Origin of the sequence: Kangiella sp., from assembly GCF_048265365.1 — a bacterium.
GTDB lineage: Bacteria > Pseudomonadota > Gammaproteobacteria > Enterobacterales > Kangiellaceae > Kangiella.
Genome location: NZ_JBLXBT010000001.1, coordinates 451726 through 478008 on the forward strand (window position 1 = coordinate 451726; position 26283 = coordinate 478008).

Here is a 26283-nt window from a genome sequence, read left to right on the forward strand (position 1 = left end):
AAATAAGTGTTAGTTGGTTCAGCTGATAGCGTTTTTAATTTTATTCATCGCATTTTTTTCTAGCTGACGAATACGCTCAGCTGAAATACCATATTTATCCGCCAAGTCATGCAAGGTGGCTTTTTGATCGCTCAACCAGCGCTGTTGCAAAATGTCCTGGCTTCTTTCATCCAAAGTCTTCAACGCAGACAATAAGCGAACTTCACGCTGGTCTTGCCAATCTTCCTGTTCGATTGCTTGCGCAGGGTCAGAGTTAGGAGATTCAAGATAATGAATCGGTGCATAAACCGCATCATCGTCATCGCTGGCATGTGGTGCATCAAACGACGCATCATGGGCATTTAAGCGCCCTTCCATACGACGAACTTCTTCTTCGCTGACGCCTAAATCCTGCGCGACCGCATTGATTTCGTCATTATTAAGCCAGTTAAGAGTTTTCTTCTTTGAACGTAAGTTGAAGAATAATTTACGCTGCGCTTTAGTGGTCGCAACTTTAACGATGCGCCAGTTACGTAATACATATTCGTGAATTTCAGCTTTAATCCAGTGTACGGCGAAAGAAACCAAACGCACGCCCACGGTTGGGTCGAAACGCTTAACAGCCTTCATCAGGCCAATATTACCTTCCTGGATAAGATCGGCTTGCGGCAGGCCATATCCGCTATAACTTCTTGCAATGTAAACAACAAAGCGTAAGTGAGCCATTACTAACTGGCGCGCTGCTTCAAGATCGTTATTGTCGTGAAATTCATGCGCTAGTTTTTGCTCTTGTTCGACCGACAGGACAGGAATAGCGCTGACGGTACTGACGTAACCATCAATACTGCCTGTTGGAACGGCTAATGCCATGCTCGGTGAAATGTTGCTCATGCATTCTCTCCAATAATAAAGATTGACCAATATTAGCACTGTTTAAGTGAGAGTGCTAATATTTTGGCACTCAAAGCATAAGAGTGCTAACCAGTAAAAAAGTTCCATACAAAAAAGTGGTTTCAGGCGAGGTTTTATAAGGCCTGGGGGCTAGTTTGTATCCTTGAATAAAGTAACCTACACCCATCCTAAACAGAAATAAAGTGAAACTTGTTAAAGTCTTGTGGGCGCTTTGTAACAGGAAATTACAGATTGGGATAAGGGGTTCCTGCCAGACCAGAAAAACAGTCAGTTAGCAGGAACCAGGGCTAAACTAAGCTAGCTTATTTTGCAGTCGCTTCCACTTCGATAATGATACCAACCTCGTCACCCACAGCTGGAACTCCATATATCATGCCCCACTCAGAACGTTTGATGGTGCCAGTGGCTGAGAAGCCAACATGCGGTTGTTCGCTCATGGGGTGAATACCCGCCTGATTTAAGGTTAAGTCCAAAGTAATCGGTAAGGTTTTGTCTAAAATGGTCAAATCGCCGTGCAATTTACCGGTATCTTCGCCAGTCTTTTCCAACTTGGTGCTTTTGAAAGTCATTGCTGGATATTGCTCAACGTCGAAAAAATCCGGGTTGCGCATGTGGTCGTTCCATTTTTTATTTTCCAGATCGATGCTTTTGGTGTTGATCGACACTTCGGTTTTAGCTGTTGACCAGTCTTCTGGATCAAAGCTTAAGGTACCGTCAAAAGCGCGAAATTTACCGTATGAGTTAGAGTAGCCTAAGTGGTTGACTTTAAAGATTATTTGGCTATGAACTGTATCAAATTCATAGTCAGCAGCTTTGGCATCAGCGTTGCCAGTAAAAGCTAGGGCAATGATGCTAAATGCAAGGGTTAATAGGGTTTTCATAAACAGATTTCCTTTTATCAAGTGGGATTCTAAATACCTTGTAATAAATAAACGCTCACATTCAAACAAGCTTCTTTGCCATAAGCAAATAGCATAATGTAATTTTGAGTATTACCTCAGGGAATAGCTGGCAACTACCCAGTGAATACAGAGTAGACACTATAAAGCTTTATTGTGAGCAAAACGTGAAATCTGTTGTTTGGTTGCTCGGTGAGCAAGCAGCAGAAAAGAGTTGCGACAAGGGACTTTAGGTGGGTTGAATATCTTTAAGGTGTTTACTCACCGAGAACCAGGCACCGAATAACCCCAGACCTGCACCAATTGCTAATAATGTCAGCGTCTGGTTAGGTTCTAGCCCCATTAACGAAAAACCGCTGTTATAAAGCTCAGCCAAAGTCGAAGAAGGGCGCAGCAAAAGAAGTAACACAATATTGACCATCAGCGCAGCGAGTAGGGCGGCAATAAGTCCGTACCAGAAACCGGTATACAGGAAAGGCCGGCGAATAAAGGCGTCGGTTGCGCCGACTAATTTAATGACCTGAATTTCATCGCGACGATTTAATATAGCCAGTCGAATGGTATTGCCAACAATCAAAAGAACGCCAAAGGCTAACAAAATGCTGACAAAGGTGCCTATCTTCTGCGATATTTCAAGAATTGCCTGGTAGCGCTGAATCCAGGCCATATCCAATTGAGCCAGATCCACCATCGGGTTTTGCTCTAATTCCTGTGCCAATTGCTCAAGCATGTCGGCAGCAGAATGAGTGTCGTAGGGCGTCAGGATAATGCTGTCCGGAAGGGGATTTTCAGCCAGGTAGTCCAGGGCATCGCCAAACCCAGATTGTTGCTTGAACTCCTCAATAGCCTCTTCTTTAGGAACTAACACAACCTCTTTAAACTCTGGACGAAAGCTCAATTCTTGCACCAACTCGGCTCGCTGCTCCTGACTGACATTGTCTTTAAGGAACAGAGCCATTTGCACACCGCCACTCCAGTTACTGCTGATGGCTTTAGCATTAGAGCTGAAGACATAAAAAGCAGTAGGCAAAGCCAGGGCGATGGCTAATACTAATATGGTCAATAGGCTATTGGTTGGGTGGCGCAGCACATCCAGAAGGGTACTCGCGGCATTTTTCTTGTGCAGGCTGATTGCCATCTTGAAGCGATCAAGGAAGCTAATCTTATAGGAAGTGTTTTGACGATTGGATTTACTCATCAAAAGCAGCCTCCGCCAGTTCGTTGCGAATGGTGCGACCTTCTTTGAGGGTAATCACTGGATGACGCATGCGGGCGATTAAGGCCAGGTCGTGCGAAGCGATCAGCACTGAAACGCCAACCTGGTTAAACTCAGCAAACAAATTCATGATGTCGGCTGACAATTCAGGATCGAGGTTACCGGTTGGCTCATCCGCTAGCAAAAGAGGCGGTTTATTCACTACCGCACGGGCAATGCCAACTCGTTGTTGTTCACCGCCGGACAATTGGATGGGAAGTTGTTTTTCTTTACTGAGCAAGCCAACTTTATCCAACGCGGCGCGCACCCGTTTCGGAATCTCGCGATCGGAAACACCCGCAATAATTAAAGGCAGAGCAACATTGTCGAAAACGGTGCGATCGAATAAGAGACGATGATCCTGAAAGATCATGCCAATTTTTCGGCGATGGTAAGGAATATGACGATCTTTAACTTTGCTGATATTTTGATTGTCGAGAATGACCTGACCACGCGTAGGGCGCTCCATTAGAGCAATTAATTTCAGCAGGGTACTTTTACCAGCGCCACTGTGGCCGGTTAGAAATGCCATTTCACCAGCTGGCAACTCGAAGCTGACTCCTTTGAGAGCTTCGTGACCACCTTCATAGCGTTTAAAAACCTGGTGAAATTCAATCATAGTCTGCTGATAGGTTATTATTGTTGAGCGTTATCATCGGTTGAGAATAAGGCCTGAATAAAGTCTTGGCCATTGAATTCACGTAAGTCATCTATACTTTCGCCTACCCCAATGAAGCGAATCGGCGTTTTCATCTTGTCTGCCAATGCAAAAATAATACCACCTTTAGCAGTTCCATCCAGCTTGGTAATGGTAATTCCGCTAAGTGGTACCGCTTTATTGAAGTGTTCGGCTTGATTAAGAGCATTTTGACCGGTACCCGCGTCGACCACCAGCATCACTTCATGCGGCGCGCTCGGATCCAGTTTCTGCATAACACGCTGCACCTTGGAGAGCTCATCCATCAGATTGGATTTAGTGTGCAGACGTCCGGCTGTATCGGCGATCAAGACATCGATGTTTCGCGCCTGGGCTGCTTGCAGGGCATCGAAAATAACTGAAGCACTGTCTGCGCCTGTGTGTTGTGCAGTGACGTGAATATTATTGCGCTCGCCCCAAACCTGAAGCTGTTCAACCGCAGCGGCACGGAAAGTATCGCCTGCAGCAAGCATCACCGACTTACCTTCGCCCTGGAATTTTTTAGCCAGCTTACCGATAGTAGTGGTTTTACCGACACCATTGACGCCAACCATTAAAATCACAAAAGGCTTATGGGTCAGTTCAAGGGGCTTAGTGCAGGGCTCAATGATCTCAGACAATAATTGGCGTAAACGATCCATCAAAGCTTGTGGATCCTTAAGTTCTTTGCGATCGGCTTTGTCGGTCAGATCATCAATGATTTTACGCGTAGCACTAACGCCCACATCCGCCATCAATAATTGAGTTTCGATTTCTTCCAGCAGGTCATCATCAATTTCTTTGCTGCCTAAAACCAGATTGGCCAAGCTATCGGCTAATTGACCACGGGTTCGGCTTAAGCCAGCCTTGAGGCGTGAAAAGAAGCCTTGTTTCTCGGCAGGATGGTCAACTGTCTGTTGTTGATTACTGTCAGTCAGGGTAGGAGCTTCAGACTCAACCTTTTCGTCGAGATGCTCCTGATGTTCGTAGGCTTCCTCAATATCATGCTCAACTTGCTCTTCGAGTTGTTCTTCCAGAGCATGTTCCGCTTCTTCCAGAAGCTCTTCATCAACGTCTGTGTCAGACTCCGCAGCTGGAGTTTGATCCCTATTGTCGGAGTCTTTTTTGCCAAACCAGGCAAACAGGCCGCGTTTCGATTTGTCTTTTGATTCTGAGTCGCTCATGGCAGTGAAGGTATCGATGACTTGTTAAACTTTATAAAGGCGTTATCCTATCACTTTCAAGGCAGGTGCGTAAGAGATTTGCAAACCGCGAGCGGGCAAACTTGAACGCCAGAGTAGAAGAGGCCACTTATGGCTAACCGAAATAAGATTGTTGAGCAAAGTAAAAAGAAATCCTCATCACCGCATGCTAAAAAGACCGGTCAATTTCGGGTCATTGGTGGTAACTGGAAAGGGCGCAAATTACGCTTTATAGAAGTTGAAGGGTTAAGACCTAGCCTGGATAGAATCCGCGAAACTCTATTTAACTGGTTACAGAATGAGATTCATGGCGCACGCTGTCTGGACTTGTTCGCAGGATCGGGTGCCATCGGTATTGAAGCACTTTCCAGAGGTGCGTCAGAGGTGTATTTTGTTGAACTGAATCGCAAAGCCTTTCACCAGCTTGAAGAAAACCTAGGAATATTAAATGCCGACAACGCCCATGTTTTGCATGGTGATGCCTTTGAATTTATCCCCACCAATCAACAAACTTTCGATATCATCTTCCTTGATCCACCGTTCCATAAAGGCATTGCGCAAAAAGTCATAGAGCAACTGGCCGAAGCAGAATGGCTTAAGCCTGAAGCCTTGATTTATATTGAAGTGGAGCAGGGGCTAGAGCTGAATGTTCCGGAAAACTGGACTGAGTTAAAAAATAAGAAAGCGGGGCAGTTGCAGTATAAGTTGTTTGCCATTGCTTAAACCAATTAGCCGGTTTTATATAACACTTTAATCAAATGATAACCAAAGCGGGTTTTGACCGGGCCAATTAATCGCTTGTCTTCGCTACCTTTTGCGAATACCGCATTATCAAACGGCTTGACCATTTGACCACGCTTAAACTCGCCGAGATCGCCGCCTTGCTTTTTCGATGGACACATTGAATGGCGCTTGGCCAGTTGATAAAAGTCTGCCCCTTTCTCAAGTTTAGTTTTAAGTGCTAGTGCTTCTGACTCAGTTTTAACCAGAATATGGAGGGCTGATGCTTTAGCCATGAACAATACCTTTAGAGATTGTGAGGCACAATTATACGGCTCAAGCCGTCAATGGAAAGCTTGTTATTCCCTGAGCAGAAGTTACTCAGCAGTGGTTGGATCTATCGTAGAGCGTATTTGTGAAATTTGGTTAACTGGAAAGCCTCCCAAATCGGCATGTTGCTTAACCGAGTCTTCATCGGGTGCTATATACAAACAGTAAACTTTATCATCAGTGACATAACTGTTAACCCATTGAATTTCTGGTCCCATTTGCTTGAGAACATCACAGGATTTGACTGAAATATCGTGGAGCTCTTGCTGACTTAGATGGCCTGCATCGGGAATATTACGTTCTATCATATATTTGGGCATGTCCTTTCTCCTACATCGTGTCCTACTGAATATTCTGACAGTCTGCTTGAGCTAAGGTTCATTCAGCTAAGTAGGCATCTAGCCTGGAGCTGCTTTGAGCACATAGACATCAAAACGATTAGCTTTGCTTTCGATGCTCATGGAAGGTTTTTGCTGGTTAAGCCAGGGTGCATAACTGGGTCTTTTAACCACCACCCGATATTTGGCATGTTGGAGCGCCAGCGGTAGCAGCTCATCCGCATCCAGATCTTCGCCAACCAGTAATTTGACCAATCGCATCTCTTTTTTCACTGCCGCACTCTTATTGCGTGGTGGGAACATGGGGTCGAGATAAATGATGTCTGGTTGTTGCTCAGATGATAGTTGCGGGATCAGCTGGTTGGCCTGTCCCTGAAACAATTGAAAGTCTTGTCCGAAAAGCTCCTGGGTTTCAGGATGGCTGGCAGCGCGTCTAATGGCGTCTTGCAATAAAGCCGCTACATAAGGCGAGCGTTCAATCATGCGCAGGCGACAGCCGAGATTGCGTAATTCGGATGCATCGCGCCCTAAACCGCCCGTGCCGTCTAGGATTGAGGGCTGCCAGTTATGCTTTAAACCACAAGCTTTGGCTATCTGTTGCTTGCGGCCACCGCCATGACTTCGCCGCCAGGCAATGGCACCTTGAGTGAAATCCAATGAAAAGCCGGTTGCATGTCCCTCCAGCTTGGCGTAAAAATGTAACGCTTGAATGGCATCTTTTGGCTCAAAACAGAAATAGCCATCAAACGGCTCTAATTCACCAGCATCAGTAACCACTGGCAAATCAGCCAGCAACAATGGTGGTGTTAAAGAATCGGTTTGATAAAAAGCTAAAGAATGCTTCACAGTTAATAATTCACATGATGATGACAGAACCCGCACAGAATACCATTATTGAGCAACATATAAACCTTGATGGCGTTGCCGATCTGAATGATACCAATCCGCTCGAATTATTGGTGCAAGCCAGCGGTTTGTCAAAGCAGAAAGTCAAAGATGCCATGACCAAAGGTGCTGTCTGGCTGTCGCACGGCAAACAGGCGCGACCATTGCGTCGCAAAAATGCCAGATTGCGTTTAGGTGAGGAACTGCATCTATACTATAACGAGCAGGTGCTCAGCGAGACGGTAGCAAACCCCGAGTTGATAGCCGATGAAGGCGATTACTCGGTCTGGAATAAGCCTTATGGTGTTTGGTCGCAAGGTTCCAGGTGGGGTGACCATTGCTCGATTGGTCGCCTGGTAGAAGAACATTTTGACTACAACCGACAAACCTATGTGGTGCATCGCCTGGATAGAGCGGCTAGAGGCTTGATCATCCTTGCTCATAATAAAGAGGCAGCAGCGGCCTTGTCGGCCATGTTCGCCAAGCGCACCGTGGAAAAGCATTATCTGGCCTGGGTTCAAGGGCAATTTCCCAATGAATCCATCACTATCGAAAAGCCTATCGATAATAAGCCAGCCAAAAGTATTGCCACCTTGAAAGAGTATGATGCGGATAAAGATCGTAGCTTACTATCGGTGCAAATCCTGACCGGCAGAAAACATCAGATACGTATTCACCTGGCTTCGCAAGGCTTTCCAATTATTGGGGATCGCCAACATGGGCAAGCTGATGACGACAGTCCCAACCTACAATTAATAGCTTATAAACTGATGTTCCAATGTCCGATAAGCGGCGAGCAAAAAGAATATTGTTTGAAAGAGTCACAACTACAAGAGTCTTGATAGAAAACGCCGCAGTCAAGAACCAAGTCATTAAAGGATTATGAAAAAAGACCAGCTACTGCTTAAAGAAATCAAAGCCTGTACCATTTGTCAGGACTTGCCGCTGGGCCCTAATCCAATTTTGCAGTTCAGTGCCAAGGCGAAAATACTAGTAGCAGGCCAGGCGCCCGGACAAATCACCCACCAAAAAAGCCGTCCATTCGATGATGCCAGTGGCGAACGACTTCGCGATTGGTTAGGTGTCGATAAAGAAATCTTTTATAACCCCGAAAAACTGGCGGTGGTGCCGATGGGCTTCTGTTATCCCGGCAAAGGAAAATCCGGTGACCTGGCTCCAAAAACAATTTGCGCAGAAACCTGGCGTCGAAAAATTCTCGACGTTTTGCCTAACATTGAACTAACGCTGGTTATCGGCAAGTACGCCATGGATTGGCATTTACCGGACCGCAAGGAAAAGAACCTCACCGAAACGGTCAAGAACTGGCGTCATTATTTAAACTTTGAACAGCCAGTTCTGCCATTACCGCATCCCAGCCCACGCAATAATATCTGGCTGAAGAAGAGCCCCTGGTTTGAATTGGAACTGTTACCAGTATTAAAGCAGCGGGTTAAACGATTATTGGAACCGACAGAAGGAGAGAGCGGTGAATGAAGCCTTAACTATTGTTATCTTAACGGGGCTTGCGGGAGCCTGTATTCCTGTCGGAGGTTTTGTGGCTCGCTTTGAAAAGCTGAGACCAAACTGGCTGGAAAAAGAGTTTAGACATTTTTTAATTGCCTTTGGTGGCGGGATTCTTATTGGGGCGGTCGCGGTTGTACTGGTTCCTGAGGGAAAAAGTCATTTGGGCATACCGCTATTGGCGATTCCCATTTTTTTGAGTGGCGGCTTGTGTTTCTTTGCTATCGAGCGAATGCTGGGTCTGCGAAGGCGTGAGACACCTCAGCTAATGGGCATGGTGTTAGACTATGTTCCAGAAGCGATAGCACTTGGAGGAATGGTTGCGCTTGAAGCTGAAATCGCCCCGTTACTAGCGATATTAATAGGGTTGCAGAACTTACCCGAAGGATTCAACAGTTATCGCGAGTTAAAAAATCTCATAAAGGGTGATCAAAAAAACTGGACCATGTTGGTGATGCTTGCACTGGTCCTGATTGGACCGATCTCCGGCCTAACCGGTTATTATTTTCTGTCCGGACACCCCGCTATTTTGGGTGGCATCATGCTGTTTGCGTCCGGAGGGATTTTATATCTTATCTTTCAGGATATCGGACCACAGTCGAGGCTTAATCGACATTGGGCACCCCCCCTGGGAGCTGTTTTAGGTTTCTGCTTCGCCCTGCTTAGTGAGATGATAGTGAACTATTAGTCTGCTTCTTTGCCTAGTGAATCTGATAGGATGGCTTTAAAAATATCAGCACCCTTTGATCGTGCTAACTCGACATTTCGCTCAGGTATGGCATCTGGGTCATCAACATATTCAAGCGCTTTTTCGATGCTGGCTTCGCGTAATAAATGCAGTATGGGGTAGGGTGATCGATTGGTGTAATTGGCTGGATCTGTTTTTAACTGGCCATCAAAACAGTAATCTGGGTGGAAACTGGCTAGCTGAAAAACGCCTTCCAGCTCTTGCATGGCCATTAATTCATTCGCCATGTCCAGCAAATCCAGATAGTCCTCAAACTCAGTAAAGCCCTTCGGCAGGATCAATAAAGTGGTTTCAATCGAGCTATCCTTCTTAAGTTCCGCAACTGCCGCCATCAAATCTTCTAATGCTGTTTCAATCTTGTCAGCTTCAGACACCCAATAACGAATCGACTGCCGAACAAACTCTCGCTTAGCAAAAGGACAGAAATTGAAGCCAATCACCGTGTGTTCTAGCCAGTAACGAGTGGCTTTAATGACTGAGGTGTTAGAAGGTTGAGCCATAACAATGTGGGTTTTGGAAAAGTTGGCTAATGATAGCAGAGTTGGTAAGAAATAATCAGAAGTTGTAGATTGAATGAGCGTGTATGGGCGGGCTGTAGTCGCCCGCAAGATTCATTCAAAGTAGGGTTTTAGATCCTCTGGAATCGGCATGGCTTTAAAAGGCGATACATTCGCGCCACCAGTGTTTCCCACAGGGTATTTACCGATTAAAGAGCCGGCTGAACCAATGATTCGAATGAGCTGGCCGAGGGTTTCTCGCAGGTCAAGGCGATTAATACCGATCCTGAACATCCACCAATGACTTTTCACATGGCGCCCATAAAAGGGCTGACTGAGAATATGGGCGCGTTCAAAGTGATAAAAGGCTTTGTCGAATTTACCCTTTGAAAAGAGTAACTTACCTTTGTTTAGTTCTTTGGCAAAAGCTATTTTGAGAGATTGTGACATGCTTTGTATTCCTTCAATAAACAGGTCAATTTACTGGTTACGATGAATTGACAGACTAGTTGGTCTGTAGTTAAATAGCAACCCTCTTAATCTATATTTTCAACAAAGTGACGCTGCTGGCACTAGAGCTTCATTTTGTTAAATCATCAGTCAGGATCGACTATGCCAGAAAATAATACCGTTAAATTTGGTCGTTTTGTTATCAGCCACCCATGGCTTGTTATTCTTGCATCGATATTGTTAGTTGTTGCAACAACCTTTGGCGCTCGCTTGCTAGAGATAAAGACCGACTATCGCGTCTTTTTCGCCGAAGATAACCCCCAGTTAATCGCATTTGAAAATATCCAGAATACCTACGATAAAGCCGACAATGCGATGTTCGTGATCACGCCGAAAGAAGGCAGCGTGTTTGATCGCGAAACATTGAAGAGCATTCATTGGCTGACTGAGCAGGCCTGGCAGATTCCGTATACCACCCGCGTAGACTCAATTACCAATTACCAGCATACCTGGGTGACCCCCGAAGATGAAGATTACATGTTGGTTGGAGCACTGTTGTGTGTTCCAGATAAATCATCAAATTTTGACAGTGAATGCGAGCATGAGTCTGTCACTGAACAGATGATTGATGATTTAAGTGATGTCGAAATTAAGCGTCTCCAGGATATCGTCCTACATGAGCCTCAGTTATTGAATCGTGTCATCAATCCAGACTCAAGTGTCACAGCAGTCAATGTTACCGTACAGCTACCTCAGGACCCTGATCTGGAAGGTTTAGAAGGTAAGGCCTGGAAGGAAAAGAAAACCGAGATTCTTACCGCGGTAACTAAAGTCTCGGAGCATGTACAGGATCTACAAGCTCAGTTGATGGAGCGTAACCCGAACCTTGAAGTTCGTTTGACCGGCGTAGTGATGATGAACAACACCTTCGCCGAGACCGGTAAGAACGACATGATGACGTTAACGCCTATCATGCTGTTTTTGGTGATTCCGTTAGCGCTCTATTTCATGATTCGAAGCATCAGCGGCACCGTAGCCAGTGTAATTATCATCATTTTCTCCATTATGGGTGCTTTGGGTGGTGCAGGTTGGCTAGGTATTGCCATGACTGCGCCGATGTTCTCGGTGCCAACGGTGGTGGCGACCATGGCGGTGGCAGACTCGGTGCATTTGCTGGTCACCTTCCTGCAGGGTATGCGACACGGTATGAACAAACAGGATGCGATGGTGGAAAGTCTTCGCATCAATATGATGCCGATTTTCCTGACCAGTATTACGACAGTGATAGGCTTCCTGACCATGAACTTCAGCGAAGTTCCACCGCTTCGCGATATGGGTAATACAGTAGCAGTAGGCGTGACTCTGGCGTTTATATTCTCTGTCACTTTCCTGCCTGCGATGATGATGCTAATGCCAGTTAAAGTGAGCGACAAGAAAAGCAAAGGTCATCACTGGATGGATAGCTTTGCCAACTTTGTAGTGGATAAACGAAAAGTCCTACTACCTGTTATGGCAGTGCTCAGCATTGCCATTATTGCAGCTATTCCGAAGAATGAACTGAATGATGAGTTCGTTAAGTATTTCGATGAAAGTATCGACTTCCGTGTGGATTCGGACTATACAGCAGAAAATCTGACCGGGCTCTACACAGCTTTCTACAGCATCGACACGAAAACAGGAAGCGGCATTCATGAACCTGAGTTTATGGCAATGCTTCAGGACTTTGTGAAGTATGCTGAGCAACAGCCGGAAGTGTTGCATGTTCAAAGTTATACCGACGTTATGAAGCGACTGAATAAAAGTATGAATGGTGATCGTGAGGAGTGTTACGCGCTACCTAAACCATCTTTAGAAAAGGGCTGTAATGCGGTTCTGCTGGAAGATGGCGAAGTGGCCGAGTTAGGAACATTAATTCGAGAACTAACTGCTCAATATACCCTGATATATGAAACCTCACTGCCACGTGGTTTGTCTATCAATAATCAGGTCAATAGCGATAAATCAGCAACTCGTATACAAATAGCGCTAGAGAATTTATCCAGTGTACAGGTGCTTAATCTTGAAGATCGCTTCAGTCAGTGGTTTGAGCAGAATGCGCCAGAAATGGAAATCTCAGGTTCCAGCCCGGCAATCATGTTTGCTCATATAGGACAGAACAATATCTACTCAATGCTAAAAGGCACCGCCTGGGCGTTAGTATTGATATCCCTGTTGTTAATCTTCGCGTTACGATCATTGAAGCTTGGAATGTTAAGTCTGATCCCGAATATAGTTCCGATGGCGGTGGCGTTTGGTATCTGGGGCATATTTCAGGGACAGATCGGCATGGGATTGTCAGTAGTGACAGGTATGACTTTGGGAATCGTGGTAGATGACACGGTACACTTCATGAGTAAATATTTGCGGGCACGACGCGAGAAAGGTTTAGACAAGGAGGCCGCCGTAAAATACGCCTTCCATACCGTGGGCATGGCACTAACGGTTACCACCATAGTCCTGGTACTCGGCTTCCTGGTCTTGGGTATGTCGCACTATGTGATGAATAGCCACATGGGCATTCTAACGGCAATTACATTAGCCGTGGCCCTAATAATTGATTTCTTATTACTCCCACCATTGTTAATGCTAGGTGGCAAAAAATTGAAAGATAAAATAGCGAATTAGGAGATACGCATGAAACGAATACTATCGAGTTTATTATTGGCAGTAGCAGCTGTAAGCATGACGACGACTGCTGTTGCTGAAACCCCTGAAGAAAAAGGCTTGGCCATTGCCAAAGAAGCCAAAGCCAGAAACACTGGCTGGGGCGACAGTCAGGCAGATATGACCATGATTTTGCGCGACAAGGGCGGCAATGAAGCCGAGCGAATCGTCAAAGTAAAAAACCTTGAAGTTAAAGGCGATGGTGATAAGGGATTAAGTGTGTTCGAACAACCGCGAGATGTCGAGGGTACAGCATTTCTAACCTACTCTCACATTCATGGTAATGATGATCAATGGTTGTTTTTACCAGCTTTGAAGCGCGTAAAAAGAATATCTTCGTCAAACAAATCTGGCCCTTGGATGGGCAGTGAATTTGCTTATGAAGACTTATCATCGTTCGAAGTAGAAAAATACGACTACAAATTTCTGCGAGATGATGAGTTGAATGGCGAAAAAATGTTTGTGGTAGAAATGGTACCAACCTACAACAACTCGGGCTACAGCAAAACCATTGCCTGGATCGATCAGGAACATTATCGTGTTCATCGCATCGAGTTCTTTGACCAGAAAAATGATAAGTTTAAAGAACTCAACATGTCAGAGTTTAAACAATATATGGATAAATACTGGCGTGCACACCGACAGGAAATGGAAAACGTACAAACAGGTAAAAGTACAACTATTATCTGGAAGGACTATGAATTTAATGTAGGCCTATCAGAAGACGACTTTAATAAAAGCAGTCTCAAACGCGCCCGATAAGCAATAATCAAGTGATGGTAAAAGGTAAATCAATGAGTAAAGCAGCGGTAAGAAATCCTGATGCAACCCGGCAAAACATTTTGCAGGTGGCCTTTGAAGAAATTCTATTAAAAGGCTATCAGGGCTTGCGTGTGGATGAAGTATTGAAACAAACTGGATTTACCAAGGGTGCCTTTTACCATCACTTTAAAAGCAAGAAAGAGCTTGGGCATGCCGTCATTGATGAAGTATTAAAGCCGTGGATTCATGAACGCTGGATCGAGCCATTAAAGCAGGTTAAAGATCCAATTAATGACCTGATTAAAATGATGAATGATTCGCGTGCAGAAATAAATATCAAGGAACTGCATACCGGCTGCCCCCTCAATAACCTCACCCACGAGATGTCACCACTTGATGAGTCATTCCGTGTGCGCATCGTTGCCATCTGGGAAATATGGTACGAGGCGTTGGCGGAAACTTTCGAGCGTGGACAGCAAACAGGGCAGATTAGAAAAGACGTGAACCCTCATAATATCGCACGCTTCCTCATCGCCACCATCGAAGGTATCATAGGCCAATGTAAATGCTACATGAGTGACCAAGCATTTGATGAGGCCGGAAAATGCTTGCAGGATTATGTGAAAACTTTGAGACCATAGTTTTTCTTTATCAAAATTAGACATTTAAAGAGGCCGAGCTAATAGCAGTTCAAATTAACAGTCAGTTTTACATTTCGTAGGCTGGAATATATACATAACTAGGCGTAGGGTTATTCGTTATCTTTAGCCAATCTTGTGCTAGGGATGATGTGGATGCTAATGCATCAAGGAGGGTGTTATGTATGGCCAATTTCTACTATTAATTATATCTTTATCTTTTCTTTTATTTCCCAATCACTTATTTGCAGAAGTATTAGATTCTGGTGGCGTGTACGTGTTGAAAAGCAACGCAGTAAGCCTATCGGTAGACGGTACTGATGCCGGCTGTACAACGTTTCGGCCAATTCATTCAACTTGTAACTATGATAAAGATGGTGCTGAGTTTGGTGCTCGAACAGTTGCTTTAGGCAACTTTGCACGGAGCAATGGGCAAGCAATGCAGTTTTATCTGATTGAGCTTTCAGAAGGCTCAGGTGAGGCTACACCGTTATTAACCCAGATTTCAGGTAAAGCAAACTTTAACGGTTTTATGGGGTTAGTAGGTGGCGGACAAACTAAAGCAACTCTTGATTTAAATATCATCGATTTAGGTCCGAAGGCAAACTTGTATCCTGATGGTGGTAAGCTGATTTATTCGCAATCATTGGCTAGCCATGAGCTAATGGGCAGCTCAGCAACGGGGCCCGGACTTAGTATCGGACTCGAAGGCGGGGCACCGTACGTTGGTGCAAGTATTGATCCAAGTGTCAAGTTCACAGTGGATCTGAAAAAGAAAGTCGTACGAGATTCCATTGATTTTGGTCTTCAAGTGCTATTGATTAGAGGACACCAATATAAGTTACAGTTTGAGGTAAAGACACTGGCAAAAAAGTCTGCTGTACCAGGGTTAGCAGTAAGCCAATTTATGTTTAATTCAGACAATGTGCCTCCGAATTTACTTAAGCTAGAGAATTGGTTTGATGGTGTTAAAAGCCTAATCAATACAAATCTACCTAATGTGTTGGATTCGTCCCCTATGGATATAGCAGAAGATAAAGGGGGTATTTGGGGTTTGCTGGATACACCACAACGGTTAAACCCAATCAACAATCGTCCAGGGGTATCACTTTTATCACGTTTAGGGCTGCCCACTTCATTTACACAGCTGATTAAGCAGAGAATGGAAAGCTCAGCACTTCTGCAGATTATAGAAGAAGGAGTTTCAAAACCAGGCGCTGAACTACTAGAACTCACACTGATAGTAGAGACCGATCAGGTTGAATTATTAAGACAACAAACTGAGTTGTTAAATCAGATAGTAGAGTTGTTGAATACGCCGCAAGGTAGACGGGATAATTTTCCGCTGAAATAAAGAGCATATCGAGAGTAATATAAACCAGTTGGTTACAGGCAGTTACTATGATGGGCTAAGATCTTTAGATTTTAAGCTTTAGAACTAAATTTGCCCATCTTTCGCAACGACTGATAGATCGGTTTCAGTCGTTGATACATTTTCTTGTAAACTTTCTCGTAAAGCTCCTGATAACGTTCAACGTTTGCTGGTATCGGCTGGAAGGTTTCACCTTTGTGGCACATAGTTTCAACCGCATCCTGATAATTAGCATAAAGACCAATACCAACCGCAGCGTTGATGGCTGCGCCGAGTGCTGAGGTTTCGTAGGTGTGTGGGCGAGTGGCTGGCAGATTAAAAATGTCGGCAGTCAGCTGCATGGCGACGTCGCTTTGTGAGCCACCGCCCGAAACCATCAGTTCATCGATCGGATGCTTGGTTCTGAGTTGAATCGATTCCTTGCCATCCCTTAATCCGTAAGCAATTCCTTCCAGAATTGCGCGATAGACATGAGCGCGAGTATGGCCATCATGAAAACCGATGATGGCGCCGCGTGCTTCTGGGCCGGGCACTTTGACGCCGGGTGACCAGTAGGGTTGCAGCATCAGGCCATCGGAACCGGGCGGGATTTTCGAAATGGCTTCATCGAGTAGCTGCTCGGCTGATACGCCCATTTCAACTGACAGATCCTGCTCACGATGACCAAACTGTTCTTTAAACCAGCTGACCATCCAATAACCACGGTAGATTTGATATTCTATGGTGTAAGCATCTGCAACGGTAGAAGGATAGGGTGGAATAAAGCGTAATGGCTCGATATAGCGCTGGCTGGTTACGTTAATGGTGGCGGTGGTGCCGTAACTGAGGCAAGCCTGATGATCCTCGATACAGCCGCTGCCTAACACTTCTGTGGCTTTATCGGCACCGGACGCTATGACTGGAAGACCTGGTGGCAAACCGGTTGCTTCGGTGGCTCCTTGGCTGATGTGACCAATTAGCTCACCAGGCTTAACCAGTTCTGGCAGCATGTTGAGTTCAATGGGAGCTATTTGCCATTTCCAACTATTCGGCTTTTCCCATTGGTGGTGCTTGTAATCAAAGGGAATGTAGCCAACCTGGGAAGCCGTGGAATCTTTGAACTCACCGGTAAGCTTATAGTTCAGATAGCCCGACATCATCAGGTACTTATCAGTCTTACGCCAGATATCGGGCTGATGATGGGCAATCCAGGCAGCCTGACAGCGAGACTGGAAATTCTTAATGGTATCGCTGACGCCAACCAGCTTAAACAGATAGGGCCAGATACCGGTTAAGGGCTTAATCGATTTTAGTTCACGTTGATCGGTCCAGATAATGGCCGGTCTTAGTGGTTCACCATTGTTATCAAGATTAATGACCGTGTTGCGCAAAGTGGTGACGGAAACTGCCTGAATGCTGGAGAGATCCACATTAGATTGCTGCGCGAGTTTGTGGCAGGCGCGACATAGGCTGTTCCAGAATACCTGGGGATCCTGTTCTGACCAACCAGGATGATCACTATAATAGTCGAGTGGAATTTGTGCTTTACCGACAATTTGACCCTGCATATCAAACAATATGGCACGCAGGCTTTGCGTTCCATTGTCGATAGCAAGCAGGGTCTTTTCAGTCATTAAAGGCCTATTCCTGAGTGTTTCAATAAAGGCTCAACCGAAGGTTCGCGCCCACGGAAGGCTTTGAACAAATCGGCCGGTTCTTCTGAACCGCCTTTCTCCAAAATATGATGCAGAAAATCCTGTCCAACCTGAGGATTGAAAATGCCTTCTTCCTCAAAGCGTGAAAAAGCATCTGCTGACAGAACCTCAGCCCATTTATAGCTATAGTAACCTGCCGCATAGCCGCCTGCAAAGATATGACTGAAGCTATGTTGGAAGCGGTTAAAGGCCGGTGGCTTTATCACAGAAACCTGTTGGCGAACTTCATCCAATGCATGTTGAATCGGATTGCCCTGAGTTAAATCCAGTTTGGTATGGATTTTAAAATCGAACAGAGAGAACTCCAGTTGGCGCACCATCTGCATGGCTGACTGAAAGTTCTTGGCGGCCAGTAGTTTTTCCAGCTTTTCAGACGGCAAAGGCTCACCCGTTTCGTAATGCTTAGCAATTTTATCGAGACCTTCTTTAACCCAGCAGAAGTTTTCAAGGAATTGGCTGGGAAGTTCAACTGCGTCCCAAGGCACACCATTGATGCCTGAAACCGATGCATAATCAATCTGGGTTAGCATATGATGCAGGCCATGACCAAACTCATGGAACAGAGTGGTCACTTCATCATGGGTGAATAACGCCGGTTTACCGCCAACCGGGCTGTTGAAATTACAGGTCAGAAAGGCGACCGGTTTTTGGATGCCATCCTGAGTGCGACGACGACCAATACAGTCTGCCATCCAGGCTCCTCCGCGTTTGTTTTTGCGGGCGTAGAGATCAAAGTAGAAACTGGCGATATGTTGATTATCGGCATTATAAATATCATAGAAGCGAACGTCGGGATGCCAGATGTCCACATCGTCGCGTTGTTCAAAGCGTATATTAAACAGTTGGCCGGTTATATCGAATAAACCTTTAATGACCTGTGGTTCGGGGAACCAGGGACGAAGCTCTTCTTGTGAAATAGCGTATTTTTCCATACGCAATTTTTCACTGTAATAGGCGATATCCCAGGCTTCCAGTTTCTCTACCCCGTGCTTGTTTTTGGCGAATTGGGACAGCTCGGCTAGCTCAGTTTGCGCCTGCGGATGTGACTTGTCGGCCAGGTCTTGCAGGAACTCAATCACCTGAGCTGGATCTTTGGCCATTTTCGTGGCCAGTGACAATTCAGCATAATTATCAAAATCTAATAGCTCCGCCAATTCTTGACGCAACGCTAAAATTTCCGGCATTAAGTCAGAGTTATCAAATTCGCCAGCGTTAGGGCCTTGATCGGAAGCACGGGTGGAAAAGGCAGTGTAAACTGCTTTGCGCAATTCACGATCATTAGCATGCATCATAATGGGTAAATAGGATGGAAAATCTAGTGTAATCCGATAACCGTCAACCTCTGCGGCTTTGGCAGTCTGTTGTGCGGCTTCAATAGCCGACTCAGGAAGCCCGTCTAAAGCAGAGGCATTAGAAAAGTCTTTATGCCAAGCCATGGTCGCATCTAAGATGTTTTGCTCGAACTTCGAAGTTAGTTCCGAAAGTCGCAGCTGAATTTTCCCATAGCGATGTTGCTTATCCTTAGGTAAAGCAACACCAGACAATTTAAAATCGCGTAAGTCATCTTTCAGAATCTTACGCTGAACTTTATCGAGCTTTAACTCGTCAGCCTTATCATTCAAATTGTGGATGGTCTGATAAAGACCCTGATGCTGTCCCATTTCAGTGCCGTATTCGGATAGTAAAGGTAAGCAACTGTTGTAAGCATCGCGAATCGCTGGCGAATTAACAGTTGCTTGCATATGGCTAATCGGTGACCAGGCATGATCCAGTCGATCCCCAATTTCTTCCATCGGTACCACAAAGTTTTCCCAAGTAACTGAGTCCTTATCAAGTGAGTCGATAAGTTTATTAATTTGACGACGACTGTCATCAATAATGATTTTTATTGCCTCCTGCATGTGAGAAGGCTGAATTTTAGAAAATGGCGGCAAACCAGTAATGTTGAGTAAAGGGTTAGTCATGTTTATTAACCTGCTTAGCATTCTTTTGATAAGTGTGCTTATCAGACTGGTGATAAGAATAAAGTTTTGCTTCTTTTAGAAACGCATATTGCGCAGAGAGCTTGGCAAAGATAAAACCACGTAAGCCTGCGAAACAGTAACGATAGATAAGGTAGACACGAATAAATTCTAATGGTGCAACCAAGAGTAATTTTAAACGTGAAGGCTTTTTGCCCTTATTAAATTTTTCTTGAGCTTTTAGAGAGGAGTAGTATTCGTATTTTTTGCTTAAGGTCTCAATATCAGCGTAACCGTAGTGCTTGAAAGCTGCCGGAGTGTGCTTAATCTTACCTTTTATTTCAGGCCCCTCATGTACCAAGTTATCAAGGTAATATTGAATATGGTCTTTTTTAAATAAACGAGTATTAGTCGGCAAGCGAATAGAGCGCGGGAAAAAATGACCGAGGAAAAAATCATTACGACGGCACTTGAGTGCTATGTATTCATCTTGCTGTATAAAATTCTTTATTTCATGAATAAACTCTGCAGTTAGTTCTTCATCGGCATCAAGATTTAAAACCCAATCATGCTTACATAATGACATGGCATATTGTTTTTGCTTGGCATAGCCAGGCCAGTCATTGTGGATGACTTTTGCACCTAATGACTCTGCGATTTGTTTGGTGGTATCAGTGCTGCCACTATCCACTACAATAATTTCATCGAACTGCTGGCAGCTTTTGATGACATTCTCAATATGCTGCTCTTCATTCTGAGTTATGATGAAAACACTGACGGGAATTTTTTCGCTGACATTCTCGCTCATAGATTGCCTTCAGAATTATTTGTGGGGTGTATGGCGAACCACTTCAATGATTTCAGTGGTCGAAATGGATGGAGTACGAGGTAGATATTTAACCTCACAGAATTGTTTCATGTCATCAAACTTACCTTGCCAATCATCGCCCATTACTAATAAGTCAGCATTATACTGTTGGATATATTCGGCTTTCTTTTCCAGCGACTCTTCCAGAAAGACAAAGTCAACGCAGGTTAGCGCGCTCAAGATATGCATGCGATCTTCTTCCGAATAAATTGGGTAGCGACCTTTCTTCTCAAAATTAAGTTGGTCAGAAGATACTCCTACGTAAAGCTCTGTTCCCATAGCGCGTGCCCGCTCAAGGATATTGACATGTCCGACGTGAAAAACATCAAAAGTACCAAATGTAATGACGCGCATGGGTATCCTTATGTATGGTTTATGATTAGTGGCTAAGTAAGAAGTCAGCTACTCGCTTCGAGCAATGACCATCAACGGTTCCAACGATCTGTTGTATATGTTGTAAGCGTTGCTCCTCAAATAGCTTGGGGTTATTGAGATTCTTTTCAACGGCTTCTTTCAATTCATGATAGTGATTGATGTTAGTGCCAATTTCCTGAAATAGTTGATAGTCATCAGAAAGGCGCTTTTTCAATCGATATTTTAAGAAGCCCCAGTAACCAGCACGTAACTTCAGGAAGTGGCCTACAATAACAGGTTTATTCAATGCCATGAATTCAAACAAGGCCGAAGAGGTCTCGCTGACCATTAAATCGGCGGTGGCCATAAAGGGTAACAAGCTTTGTTCTTCAGGGCTGGCAAAATACACATTGGGGTAATTCTTCCAATGCTCAAACAGCTCTCGTTGTTTCTTGTAAGCTGATTTTATCAAAGATAGGTAGTGCGGTTTAATTAGAATATTATAATCAGCAAATTGCTCTGGCCAATCTTTTGGAAAATTCTCGATGGTGCTTGGATAAAAGGTTGGCGAGTAAAGAATGGTTTTTTTACCCGGCACTAAGCCTTTGTCTGCAAGGTCAATAACTTCGCTAGTACCACTTATTAGCGGATCAAGCTTGGTATAGCCGGTAGTGATGAAAGTCTTGTTAGGATATAGCTGCTGTAGTGTTTTTGTCCGATGGTCAGATTCAACAAAGCGATACTGTATCGGGCTTGAAGAGGCATTGTAGTAAGTAGATTTAGGGCCAAGGCCATGCAGAATCAAAGCTGTCTTACAGTGAGAGTTTAATTGCTCAGCGATCTCTGCAGCATGCCCAAACACAATCCAATCGGGTTTTTGATCCAGGTAAAAGCTGACTAAATCATCTTCATTGATAATATGTATTTCAGAAACAGACTCGAGTTGAGTTTTAATGACGGCAGGCGGCTCACTGTGAAATACAACCCCTAACTCACCCCCCTGAGCTTTGAGTTCCTCAAGAACGGGCATAAAGTGGGGAAGATAATAGAGGTAGGCGACATCAAATAGTATTTTCACGAGAACCTGCGCTTTATATGAAGTTTGAAACCCTTATAATCGACGCATTATAGCGAAAAAGCAGAGACTTATGTCCAACAATATCAAACATTACGACTTTCTGGCGATTGGCGCGGGTAGCGGCGGTATCGCCTCGGCCAATCGAGCGGCCATTCGTGGCGCAAAGGCAGCGGTGATTGAAGCAAAAACCGTTGGTGGTACTTGTGTCAATCTGGGCTGCGTACCTAAAAAGGTCATGTGGTATGGCGCACATATCGCCGAGGCCATCAAATACAGCGAGGCTTACGGTTTTGATTTAGAACAAACCGGCTTTGACTGGGCGCGCCTGGTTAAGAACCGCGAAGCCTATATTGAGCGCATTCATGGAGCTTACCATCGCGGCTTTGAGTCCAATGGTGTCGACTTTATAGAGGGTTATGCTCGTTTTGTGGATAGTAAGACGGTAGAGGTGAATGGTGAACGTATTACCGCAGATCATATAGTCATCGCGGTCGGTGGCAGATCGATTATTCCAGATGTGGCAGGTGCGGAATTAGGTACAGATTCGGATGGTTTTTTCGCTCTGACAGCATGCCCGAAAAGAGCAGTAGTAGTTGGAGCAGGCTATATTGCGGTTGAAATTGCTGGTGTGCTGCATGCTCTCGGTTGCAATAGTCATTTATTGGTCCGTAAGGATCGTCCACTTCGTTATTTCGACAAAGATATTACCGATGCTTTACTGGATAGACTGCAACAGGATGGCCCGGTATTACATACCCATACCGAGGTCAACAAAATCGAAAAAAATGATAAAGGTTTGTTGCAGGTGCATACCAATAAAGGCGAGTGCCTGGATAATGTGGATTGTCTGATCTGGGCCATTGGTCGTGAGCCTGCTACCGATGATATTGGGCTGGAAGCAGCGGGTATTAAGGCAGACGCTGAGAGTTTCATTCGTACCGACAAATATCAAAATACCAATGTGGAAGGCATCTATGCGGTTGGTGATATAACTGGTGAGGCTCAGTTAACCCCTGTAGCGATAAAGGCTGGCCGCTTATTGGCCGAGCGACTGTTTAATCCAGAAATGCCGAATGTGCATATGGATTACAGTCAGATACCAACCATTGTGTTTTCACATCCGCCAATCGGCAGTGTTGGCCTGTCTGAAGAACAGGCAATAGATGAATATGGGGCGGATGACATTAAGGTTTATCAATCACAGTTTGCTGCCATGTATAACGCTATTACTCCACACCGTGCTTTAAGCACATTTAAGCTAGTATGCCAAGGTAAGGATGAGAAAGTAGTTGGTATTCATGGTATTGGCGAAGGTATGGACGAAATTCTGCAAGGCTTTGCGGTAGCCATGAAAATGGGGGCAACTAAAGCAGATTTTGATGCCACAGTTGCAATTCACCCAACATCAGCCGAGGAGTTTGTTACGCTGCGTTAGTATTCATGTGAGTGTCGGCGGGATCTCCAGTTAAGGGGAATGCGTTGAGCAGTTTGTCTAAATCTAGAGTTATGGGCTTAAGCTGGCAGTGGCCTATGACCTGTTGCAATGACATGGTGTCCAGCTCTTCGGCCGAAATAGGTTTTTGGTTCATCTGTGCAATGGACTGGTAATAGTCTTGAAATTTAAAGGTGCCGCCTGTTAATTCATTTTTGAATGTGACCCATTGATTGGGAATGTCGTAACTATCTGAAGCAATTAGCCCATGCAGTGATGATGAAATGGTATGTTCACATTCCAATAAGTCATCAATAAACTCTTCAGCATTTTTTTTGATATCAAGGATACGCGCTCCCTGTTTCTCCAGTTTCTTAACAATAGGGTGTTCAATATCTCGGTAATGAGGAATGACGCCTAACGAGTATTTCTTTTCAACTTTGGGGTGGTAAAAGCGGGGCATGAGTAGCGCTGGATCGCCATAAATTTCAGGTGTTTCAATACCCTTTCTTAATAGTAACTTACGGGTCAGTGGTCCACGCACAGCACACACTTTCAATGGCTTATATTTGATATTGCCTTTTTTTGAGATAAAACCAGAGCCCCAGACAATACTATTGTGATTAGCAATTCTTAGAATACTACCTACAGCCAATACATGTTGTTGGTTCGGAGTGGCAACTACGGGTTTCTTACCGGAAATCTTTTCCAATAGATATAAATTAATGGTATCGCCCCAGTTTTGAGTGGTTTCAAAAAAGTTAATAGCGATAGTCTGACTATCAAAGAAGGGATTCTCTGACGGGGCTAACAAGGCTGGGCCAAACAGTTTTTGCGCAATTCTTGTTAAAGGCATAATTAATAACTAATGACTGACCGAATGATGAATTCTATATTTTTGGTGCGGAACAGCAAGCTTGAAATAAGAAAGCTGAGAGATTGTTAACTTTTTGGTAGCAATAAGATTAGTTGCAATGATGAAGAGTAACCACTTTGAGCCACTAAATTTTGAATTGATAGTGGCTCAAAAGCGGCGTTCCTTACATGCGAGTGACTTTGTAACCTTTCTGTTCAAGATAGTAGTTAACGCTTTTGTCACCGCCATAGTGTGCTGCGCCAACAACAGCAAATACGGATTTACCCTGTTCCAGAAGCTCAGCTATACCATCGGCCATGCCCTGGTTTCGTTCATATAAAAACAGGTCCATAAAGGCTTCGTAATCTTCTTCAGAAATCCCCTGATCCTTAGCCGACATTTCTGATTCTGCCAGGAAAGATTCAACATCACCGGTCTTCCAGGCCTGAACCATCGATTCAGTCGCTCCTTCTTCTCGGGTCACCGTTGACAACAACATTAAGTCCTGTAGATGAACTGGCATGCTATCCAGCATATTGAGCTGTGAGTCCAGGCTCTCTAGCTCGACAATGGTTTTGCTATTTTTTGCTTCGTTCAGGAAGTGCATATCAATCCCCAGCTGTTCTGTGTAACCGGACTGTTGCATAGCTAATGCTTCTAAAGTCATCGCTGCAAACCAGGGTTCAAATGAGCTAAACATTTGGCATGGAGATTGAGTCTCTTCACAATATTCATCATATTTTTGTGCAGTAGATTCTGTTAAGTGATCCTTTAATGGCTTGTCTGGATTAATTGCGATTTTTTGAACGGTTTGCGCAACTTCCATTTGATTGATATTGGTCATATCGATTTCAACAACCAGTATTTCACTTTCAGAGAAGGCAGTGCGTATAGGCTCTGGCAGCGGAAACATGCTCTGATCGCCCATATGAATAGAGCCAAACAGATAAGAGGTGACGCCATTATGCTCAACTTTCCAGATTGCAGGACTGTATTCCTGGTCGATGTCGTTAAGTTGTTCTGGTTGAGTTGTCTCATCCGGTAATGCACTATGAGCAGAATTTGAATGGTCTTTTACTACTGGCTGCTCGCTGGCTTGTTGTGAGTCGTTATGAGTATCTGGTGTGGTGTCAGCAATAGTTTCTGTTTTTGAAAGATAGACAGCACTTATTGCAATAAGAAGTAAAACTACGGCTATTAAGAGAAAGCGTGAGATTTTGTTCATGTATTACTCCATTGTGTTTTTATAGTTTGAATCGCGGATACCAAGGTATCGCATGCCTTTTTGCCACCGTGTCTGAAAAACAATGAAGGCTCGATCAGCTCCATCTCATTCAGGTAAGGTGTTCCATCAGCGTCGTGTAAAAAATCGATACGAGCGTACAATAATTGATCTTGGCCGGGTGGTAAATAGTGTTCACATACATAGGCTAACGCTTTATCAGCCAGTGCTTTCTCGGCATCACTCAGCTGATAAGGAAAATCGCTGGCACCGTAATCGTCCTGAACGCGAAAATCACCCTGTACTGGAACCTTGCGAGTACCATGGCTGAATTGATTGTTAAAGAAGATACCTGAGGTTTCACCAAAGCTTTCTACGGTGGAAAGGTATGGCTGCAAAACCAGATCTTCCTCAGGGATTAAGCGATCGATATGAGATTGCGCTTTAGCTAATCCCGGCGCACTAGTATCGAAACGGCAACATTCGCGAGCATTGGCACCAATTAACGGTTTGATAAAGCCTTGCTGCCAGCCTTTGTCTGCCATTATCATTTTAATATCATAAGCTTGGCCTTTATCAAGCCAGACTGAGGGAGCAATCTGAATATCATTTTCTTCAAGCTCTCGTAAGTAGCTTTTATGACTGTTCCAATGAATGACTGATTCCGGATTACACAGTCGAGTATGTTGGCTGACAGTTTTGATCCAGTCAGTAAACTCAGAGAAGCGCTCTTGATAATCCCAGGTAGTGCGAATTAAGCAGAGATCGTATTCACTCCAGCGAGTGTCGCTATCCCATGGCACTACATCATGCTGGATGCCAGCTTGAGTAAGGGCTTGAAAGAATGGTTGGTCGTCCTGTTCCCAGTCGGGGAGGTTGTGTCGAGTGGCAATGGCAATATTCATAAATTAAACGGATGCTCAATAACAGG

At 44.6% G+C, this 26283-nt stretch carries 27 protein-coding genes; 9 read left to right on the forward strand and 18 right to left on the reverse strand.

Annotated features, from left to right (window positions below; translation table 11 throughout):
- Positions 1–18: 18 nt before the first annotated feature.
- From rpoH to ftsY, 5 genes are all read right to left on the reverse strand, one after another.
- Complete coding sequence (rpoH, locus tag ACN0VI_RS02140) at positions 19–870, reverse strand: RNA polymerase sigma factor RpoH (RefSeq protein WP_331891003.1); 852 nt, start codon at positions 868–870, stop codon at positions 19–21.
- A 323-nt stretch (positions 871–1193) separates the two neighbouring features.
- The gene (locus tag ACN0VI_RS02145) at positions 1194–1772 is read right to left on the reverse strand and encodes a YceI family protein (RefSeq protein ID WP_417445612.1); all 579 of its coding nucleotides are present in this window, start codon (positions 1770–1772) and stop codon (positions 1194–1196) included.
- A 247-nt stretch (positions 1773–2019) separates the two neighbouring features.
- Entirely contained in the window at positions 2020–2988 is a 969-nt protein-coding gene (gene ftsX, locus ACN0VI_RS02150) for a permease-like cell division protein FtsX (RefSeq protein WP_417445613.1), read from the reverse strand.
- Positions 2981–3664, reverse strand: a complete 684-nt coding sequence (ftsE, locus tag ACN0VI_RS02155) for a cell division ATP-binding protein FtsE (RefSeq protein ID WP_331891000.1) — start codon at positions 3662–3664, stop codon at positions 2981–2983. The genes ftsX and ftsE overlap by 8 nt, the downstream gene beginning before the upstream one ends.
- A 17-nt stretch (positions 3665–3681) precedes the next feature.
- Positions 3682–4905, reverse strand: a complete 1224-nt coding sequence (ftsY, locus tag ACN0VI_RS02160; RefSeq protein ID WP_417445614.1) for a signal recognition particle-docking protein FtsY — start codon at positions 4903–4905, stop codon at positions 3682–3684.
- 129 nt (positions 4906–5034) lie between these two features.
- Here ftsY and rsmD point away from each other — a divergent pair, with 129 nt between their 5' ends.
- Positions 5035–5646 carry a 16S rRNA (guanine(966)-N(2))-methyltransferase RsmD gene (rsmD, locus tag ACN0VI_RS02165; RefSeq protein ID WP_417445615.1) on the forward strand — a complete coding sequence of 204 codons (612 nt, stop codon included), beginning with the start codon at positions 5035–5037 and terminating at the stop codon, positions 5644–5646.
- A gap of 5 nt (positions 5647–5651) precedes the next feature.
- On the opposite strand, the gene ACN0VI_RS02170 is transcribed toward rsmD, so the two are convergent.
- From ACN0VI_RS02170 to ACN0VI_RS02180, 3 genes are all read right to left on the reverse strand, one after another.
- On the reverse strand, positions 5652–5939 hold the full coding sequence (locus ACN0VI_RS02170) for a peptidylprolyl isomerase (RefSeq protein WP_417445616.1): 288 nt from the start codon (positions 5937–5939) through the stop codon (positions 5652–5654).
- Positions 5940–6020: 81 nt separating this feature from the next.
- Complete coding sequence (locus ACN0VI_RS02175) at positions 6021–6293, reverse strand: DUF4242 domain-containing protein (RefSeq protein WP_331890994.1); 273 nt, start codon at positions 6291–6293, stop codon at positions 6021–6023.
- Positions 6294–6371: 78 nt separating this feature from the next.
- Positions 6372–7157, reverse strand: a complete 786-nt coding sequence (locus ACN0VI_RS02180) for a class I SAM-dependent methyltransferase (RefSeq protein WP_417445617.1) — start codon at positions 7155–7157, stop codon at positions 6372–6374.
- Positions 7158–7171: 14 nt separating this feature from the next.
- Between ACN0VI_RS02180 and ACN0VI_RS02185 the strand changes: the two genes are divergently transcribed.
- From ACN0VI_RS02185 to ACN0VI_RS02195, 3 genes are read left to right on the forward strand one after another with little or no spacing between them, the layout of a single operon-like run.
- Positions 7172–8038 (forward strand): RluA family pseudouridine synthase, encoded by an 867-nt coding sequence (locus tag ACN0VI_RS02185; RefSeq protein WP_417445618.1) that lies wholly within the window; start codon positions 7172–7174, stop codon positions 8036–8038.
- Between the two features lie 40 nt (positions 8039–8078).
- Positions 8079–8690 (forward strand): uracil-DNA glycosylase family protein, encoded by a 612-nt coding sequence (locus ACN0VI_RS02190; protein WP_417445619.1) that lies wholly within the window; start codon positions 8079–8081, stop codon positions 8688–8690.
- Positions 8683–9405: a ZIP family metal transporter gene (locus ACN0VI_RS02195; protein ID WP_417445620.1), complete on the forward strand. Its 723-nt coding sequence runs from the start codon at positions 8683–8685 to the stop codon at positions 9403–9405. The genes ACN0VI_RS02190 and ACN0VI_RS02195 overlap by 8 nt, the downstream gene beginning before the upstream one ends.
- Here ACN0VI_RS02195 and ACN0VI_RS02200 read toward each other — a convergent pair.
- Both ACN0VI_RS02200 and ACN0VI_RS02205 read right to left on the reverse strand, forming a co-directional pair.
- A complete protein-coding gene (locus tag ACN0VI_RS02200) occupies positions 9402–9965 on the reverse strand; it encodes a DUF1415 domain-containing protein (RefSeq protein WP_417446559.1) in 564 nt (187 codons plus the stop codon). The two genes, ACN0VI_RS02195 and ACN0VI_RS02200, sit on opposite strands and share 4 nt — an antisense overlap.
- A 111-nt stretch (positions 9966–10076) precedes the next feature.
- Complete coding sequence (locus ACN0VI_RS02205) at positions 10077–10412, reverse strand: DUF3703 domain-containing protein (RefSeq protein WP_417445621.1); 336 nt, start codon at positions 10410–10412, stop codon at positions 10077–10079.
- Between the two features lie 162 nt (positions 10413–10574).
- Between ACN0VI_RS02205 and ACN0VI_RS02210 the strand changes: the two genes are divergently transcribed.
- The 4 genes from ACN0VI_RS02210 (at position 10575) to ACN0VI_RS02225 (ending at position 15869) form a co-directional block, all read left to right on the forward strand.
- Positions 10575–13076, forward strand: a complete 2502-nt coding sequence (locus ACN0VI_RS02210) for an efflux RND transporter permease subunit (protein ID WP_417445622.1) — start codon at positions 10575–10577, stop codon at positions 13074–13076.
- Between the two features lie 9 nt (positions 13077–13085).
- The gene (locus ACN0VI_RS02215) at positions 13086–13877 is read left to right on the forward strand and encodes an outer membrane lipoprotein-sorting protein (protein WP_417445623.1); all 792 of its coding nucleotides are present in this window, start codon (positions 13086–13088) and stop codon (positions 13875–13877) included.
- Between the two features lie 32 nt (positions 13878–13909).
- Positions 13910–14518: a TetR/AcrR family transcriptional regulator gene (locus ACN0VI_RS02220; RefSeq protein WP_417445624.1), complete on the forward strand. Its 609-nt coding sequence runs from the start codon at positions 13910–13912 to the stop codon at positions 14516–14518.
- 178 nt (positions 14519–14696) lie between these two features.
- The gene (locus ACN0VI_RS02225) at positions 14697–15869 is read left to right on the forward strand and encodes a hypothetical protein (protein WP_417445625.1); all 1173 of its coding nucleotides are present in this window, start codon (positions 14697–14699) and stop codon (positions 15867–15869) included.
- A 71-nt stretch (positions 15870–15940) separates the two neighbouring features.
- Here ACN0VI_RS02225 and ACN0VI_RS02230 read toward each other — a convergent pair whose 3' ends face one another.
- The 5 genes from ACN0VI_RS02230 to ACN0VI_RS02250 are packed head-to-tail and all read right to left on the reverse strand — an operon-like array spanning position 15941 to position 21842.
- Positions 15941–17500, reverse strand: coding sequence for an FGGY-family carbohydrate kinase (locus tag ACN0VI_RS02230; protein ID WP_417445626.1), 1560 nt, complete (start codon positions 17498–17500; stop codon positions 15941–15943).
- Positions 17500–19545, reverse strand: coding sequence for an oligopeptidase A (prlC, locus tag ACN0VI_RS02235; protein WP_417445627.1), 2046 nt, complete (start codon positions 19543–19545; stop codon positions 17500–17502). Before prlC ends, ACN0VI_RS02230 begins: the two co-directional genes overlap by 1 nt.
- Positions 19538–20350 (reverse strand): glycosyltransferase family 2 protein, encoded by an 813-nt coding sequence (locus tag ACN0VI_RS02240; RefSeq protein ID WP_417445628.1) that lies wholly within the window; start codon positions 20348–20350, stop codon positions 19538–19540. The genes prlC and ACN0VI_RS02240 overlap by 8 nt, the downstream gene beginning before the upstream one ends.
- Positions 20351–20365: 15 nt before the next feature.
- Positions 20366–20764: an adenylyltransferase/cytidyltransferase family protein gene (locus ACN0VI_RS02245; protein ID WP_417445629.1), complete on the reverse strand. Its 399-nt coding sequence runs from the start codon at positions 20762–20764 to the stop codon at positions 20366–20368.
- A 25-nt stretch (positions 20765–20789) separates the two neighbouring features.
- A complete protein-coding gene (locus tag ACN0VI_RS02250) occupies positions 20790–21842 on the reverse strand; it encodes a CDP-glycerol glycerophosphotransferase family protein (RefSeq protein ID WP_417445630.1) in 1053 nt (350 codons plus the stop codon).
- A gap of 70 nt (positions 21843–21912) precedes the next feature.
- Here ACN0VI_RS02250 and gorA point away from each other — a divergent pair, with 70 nt between their 5' ends.
- Positions 21913–23277: a glutathione-disulfide reductase gene (gene gorA, locus ACN0VI_RS02255; protein WP_417445631.1), complete on the forward strand. Its 1365-nt coding sequence runs from the start codon at positions 21913–21915 to the stop codon at positions 23275–23277.
- Here the strand turns inward: gorA and ACN0VI_RS02260 are convergent.
- From ACN0VI_RS02260 to ACN0VI_RS02270, 3 genes are all read right to left on the reverse strand, one after another.
- Complete coding sequence (locus ACN0VI_RS02260; RefSeq protein WP_331892069.1) at positions 23264–24130, reverse strand: polysaccharide pyruvyl transferase family protein; 867 nt, start codon at positions 24128–24130, stop codon at positions 23264–23266. The genes gorA and ACN0VI_RS02260 overlap by 14 nt on opposite strands.
- Before the next feature lie 184 nt (positions 24131–24314).
- The gene (locus tag ACN0VI_RS02265; protein ID WP_417445632.1) at positions 24315–25355 is read right to left on the reverse strand and encodes a TraB/GumN family protein; all 1041 of its coding nucleotides are present in this window, start codon (positions 25353–25355) and stop codon (positions 24315–24317) included.
- On the reverse strand, positions 25352–26257 hold the full coding sequence (locus ACN0VI_RS02270) for an ATP-grasp domain-containing protein (protein WP_417445633.1): 906 nt from the start codon (positions 26255–26257) through the stop codon (positions 25352–25354). Before ACN0VI_RS02270 ends, ACN0VI_RS02265 begins: the two co-directional genes overlap by 4 nt.
- Positions 26258–26283 lie beyond the last annotated feature (26 nt).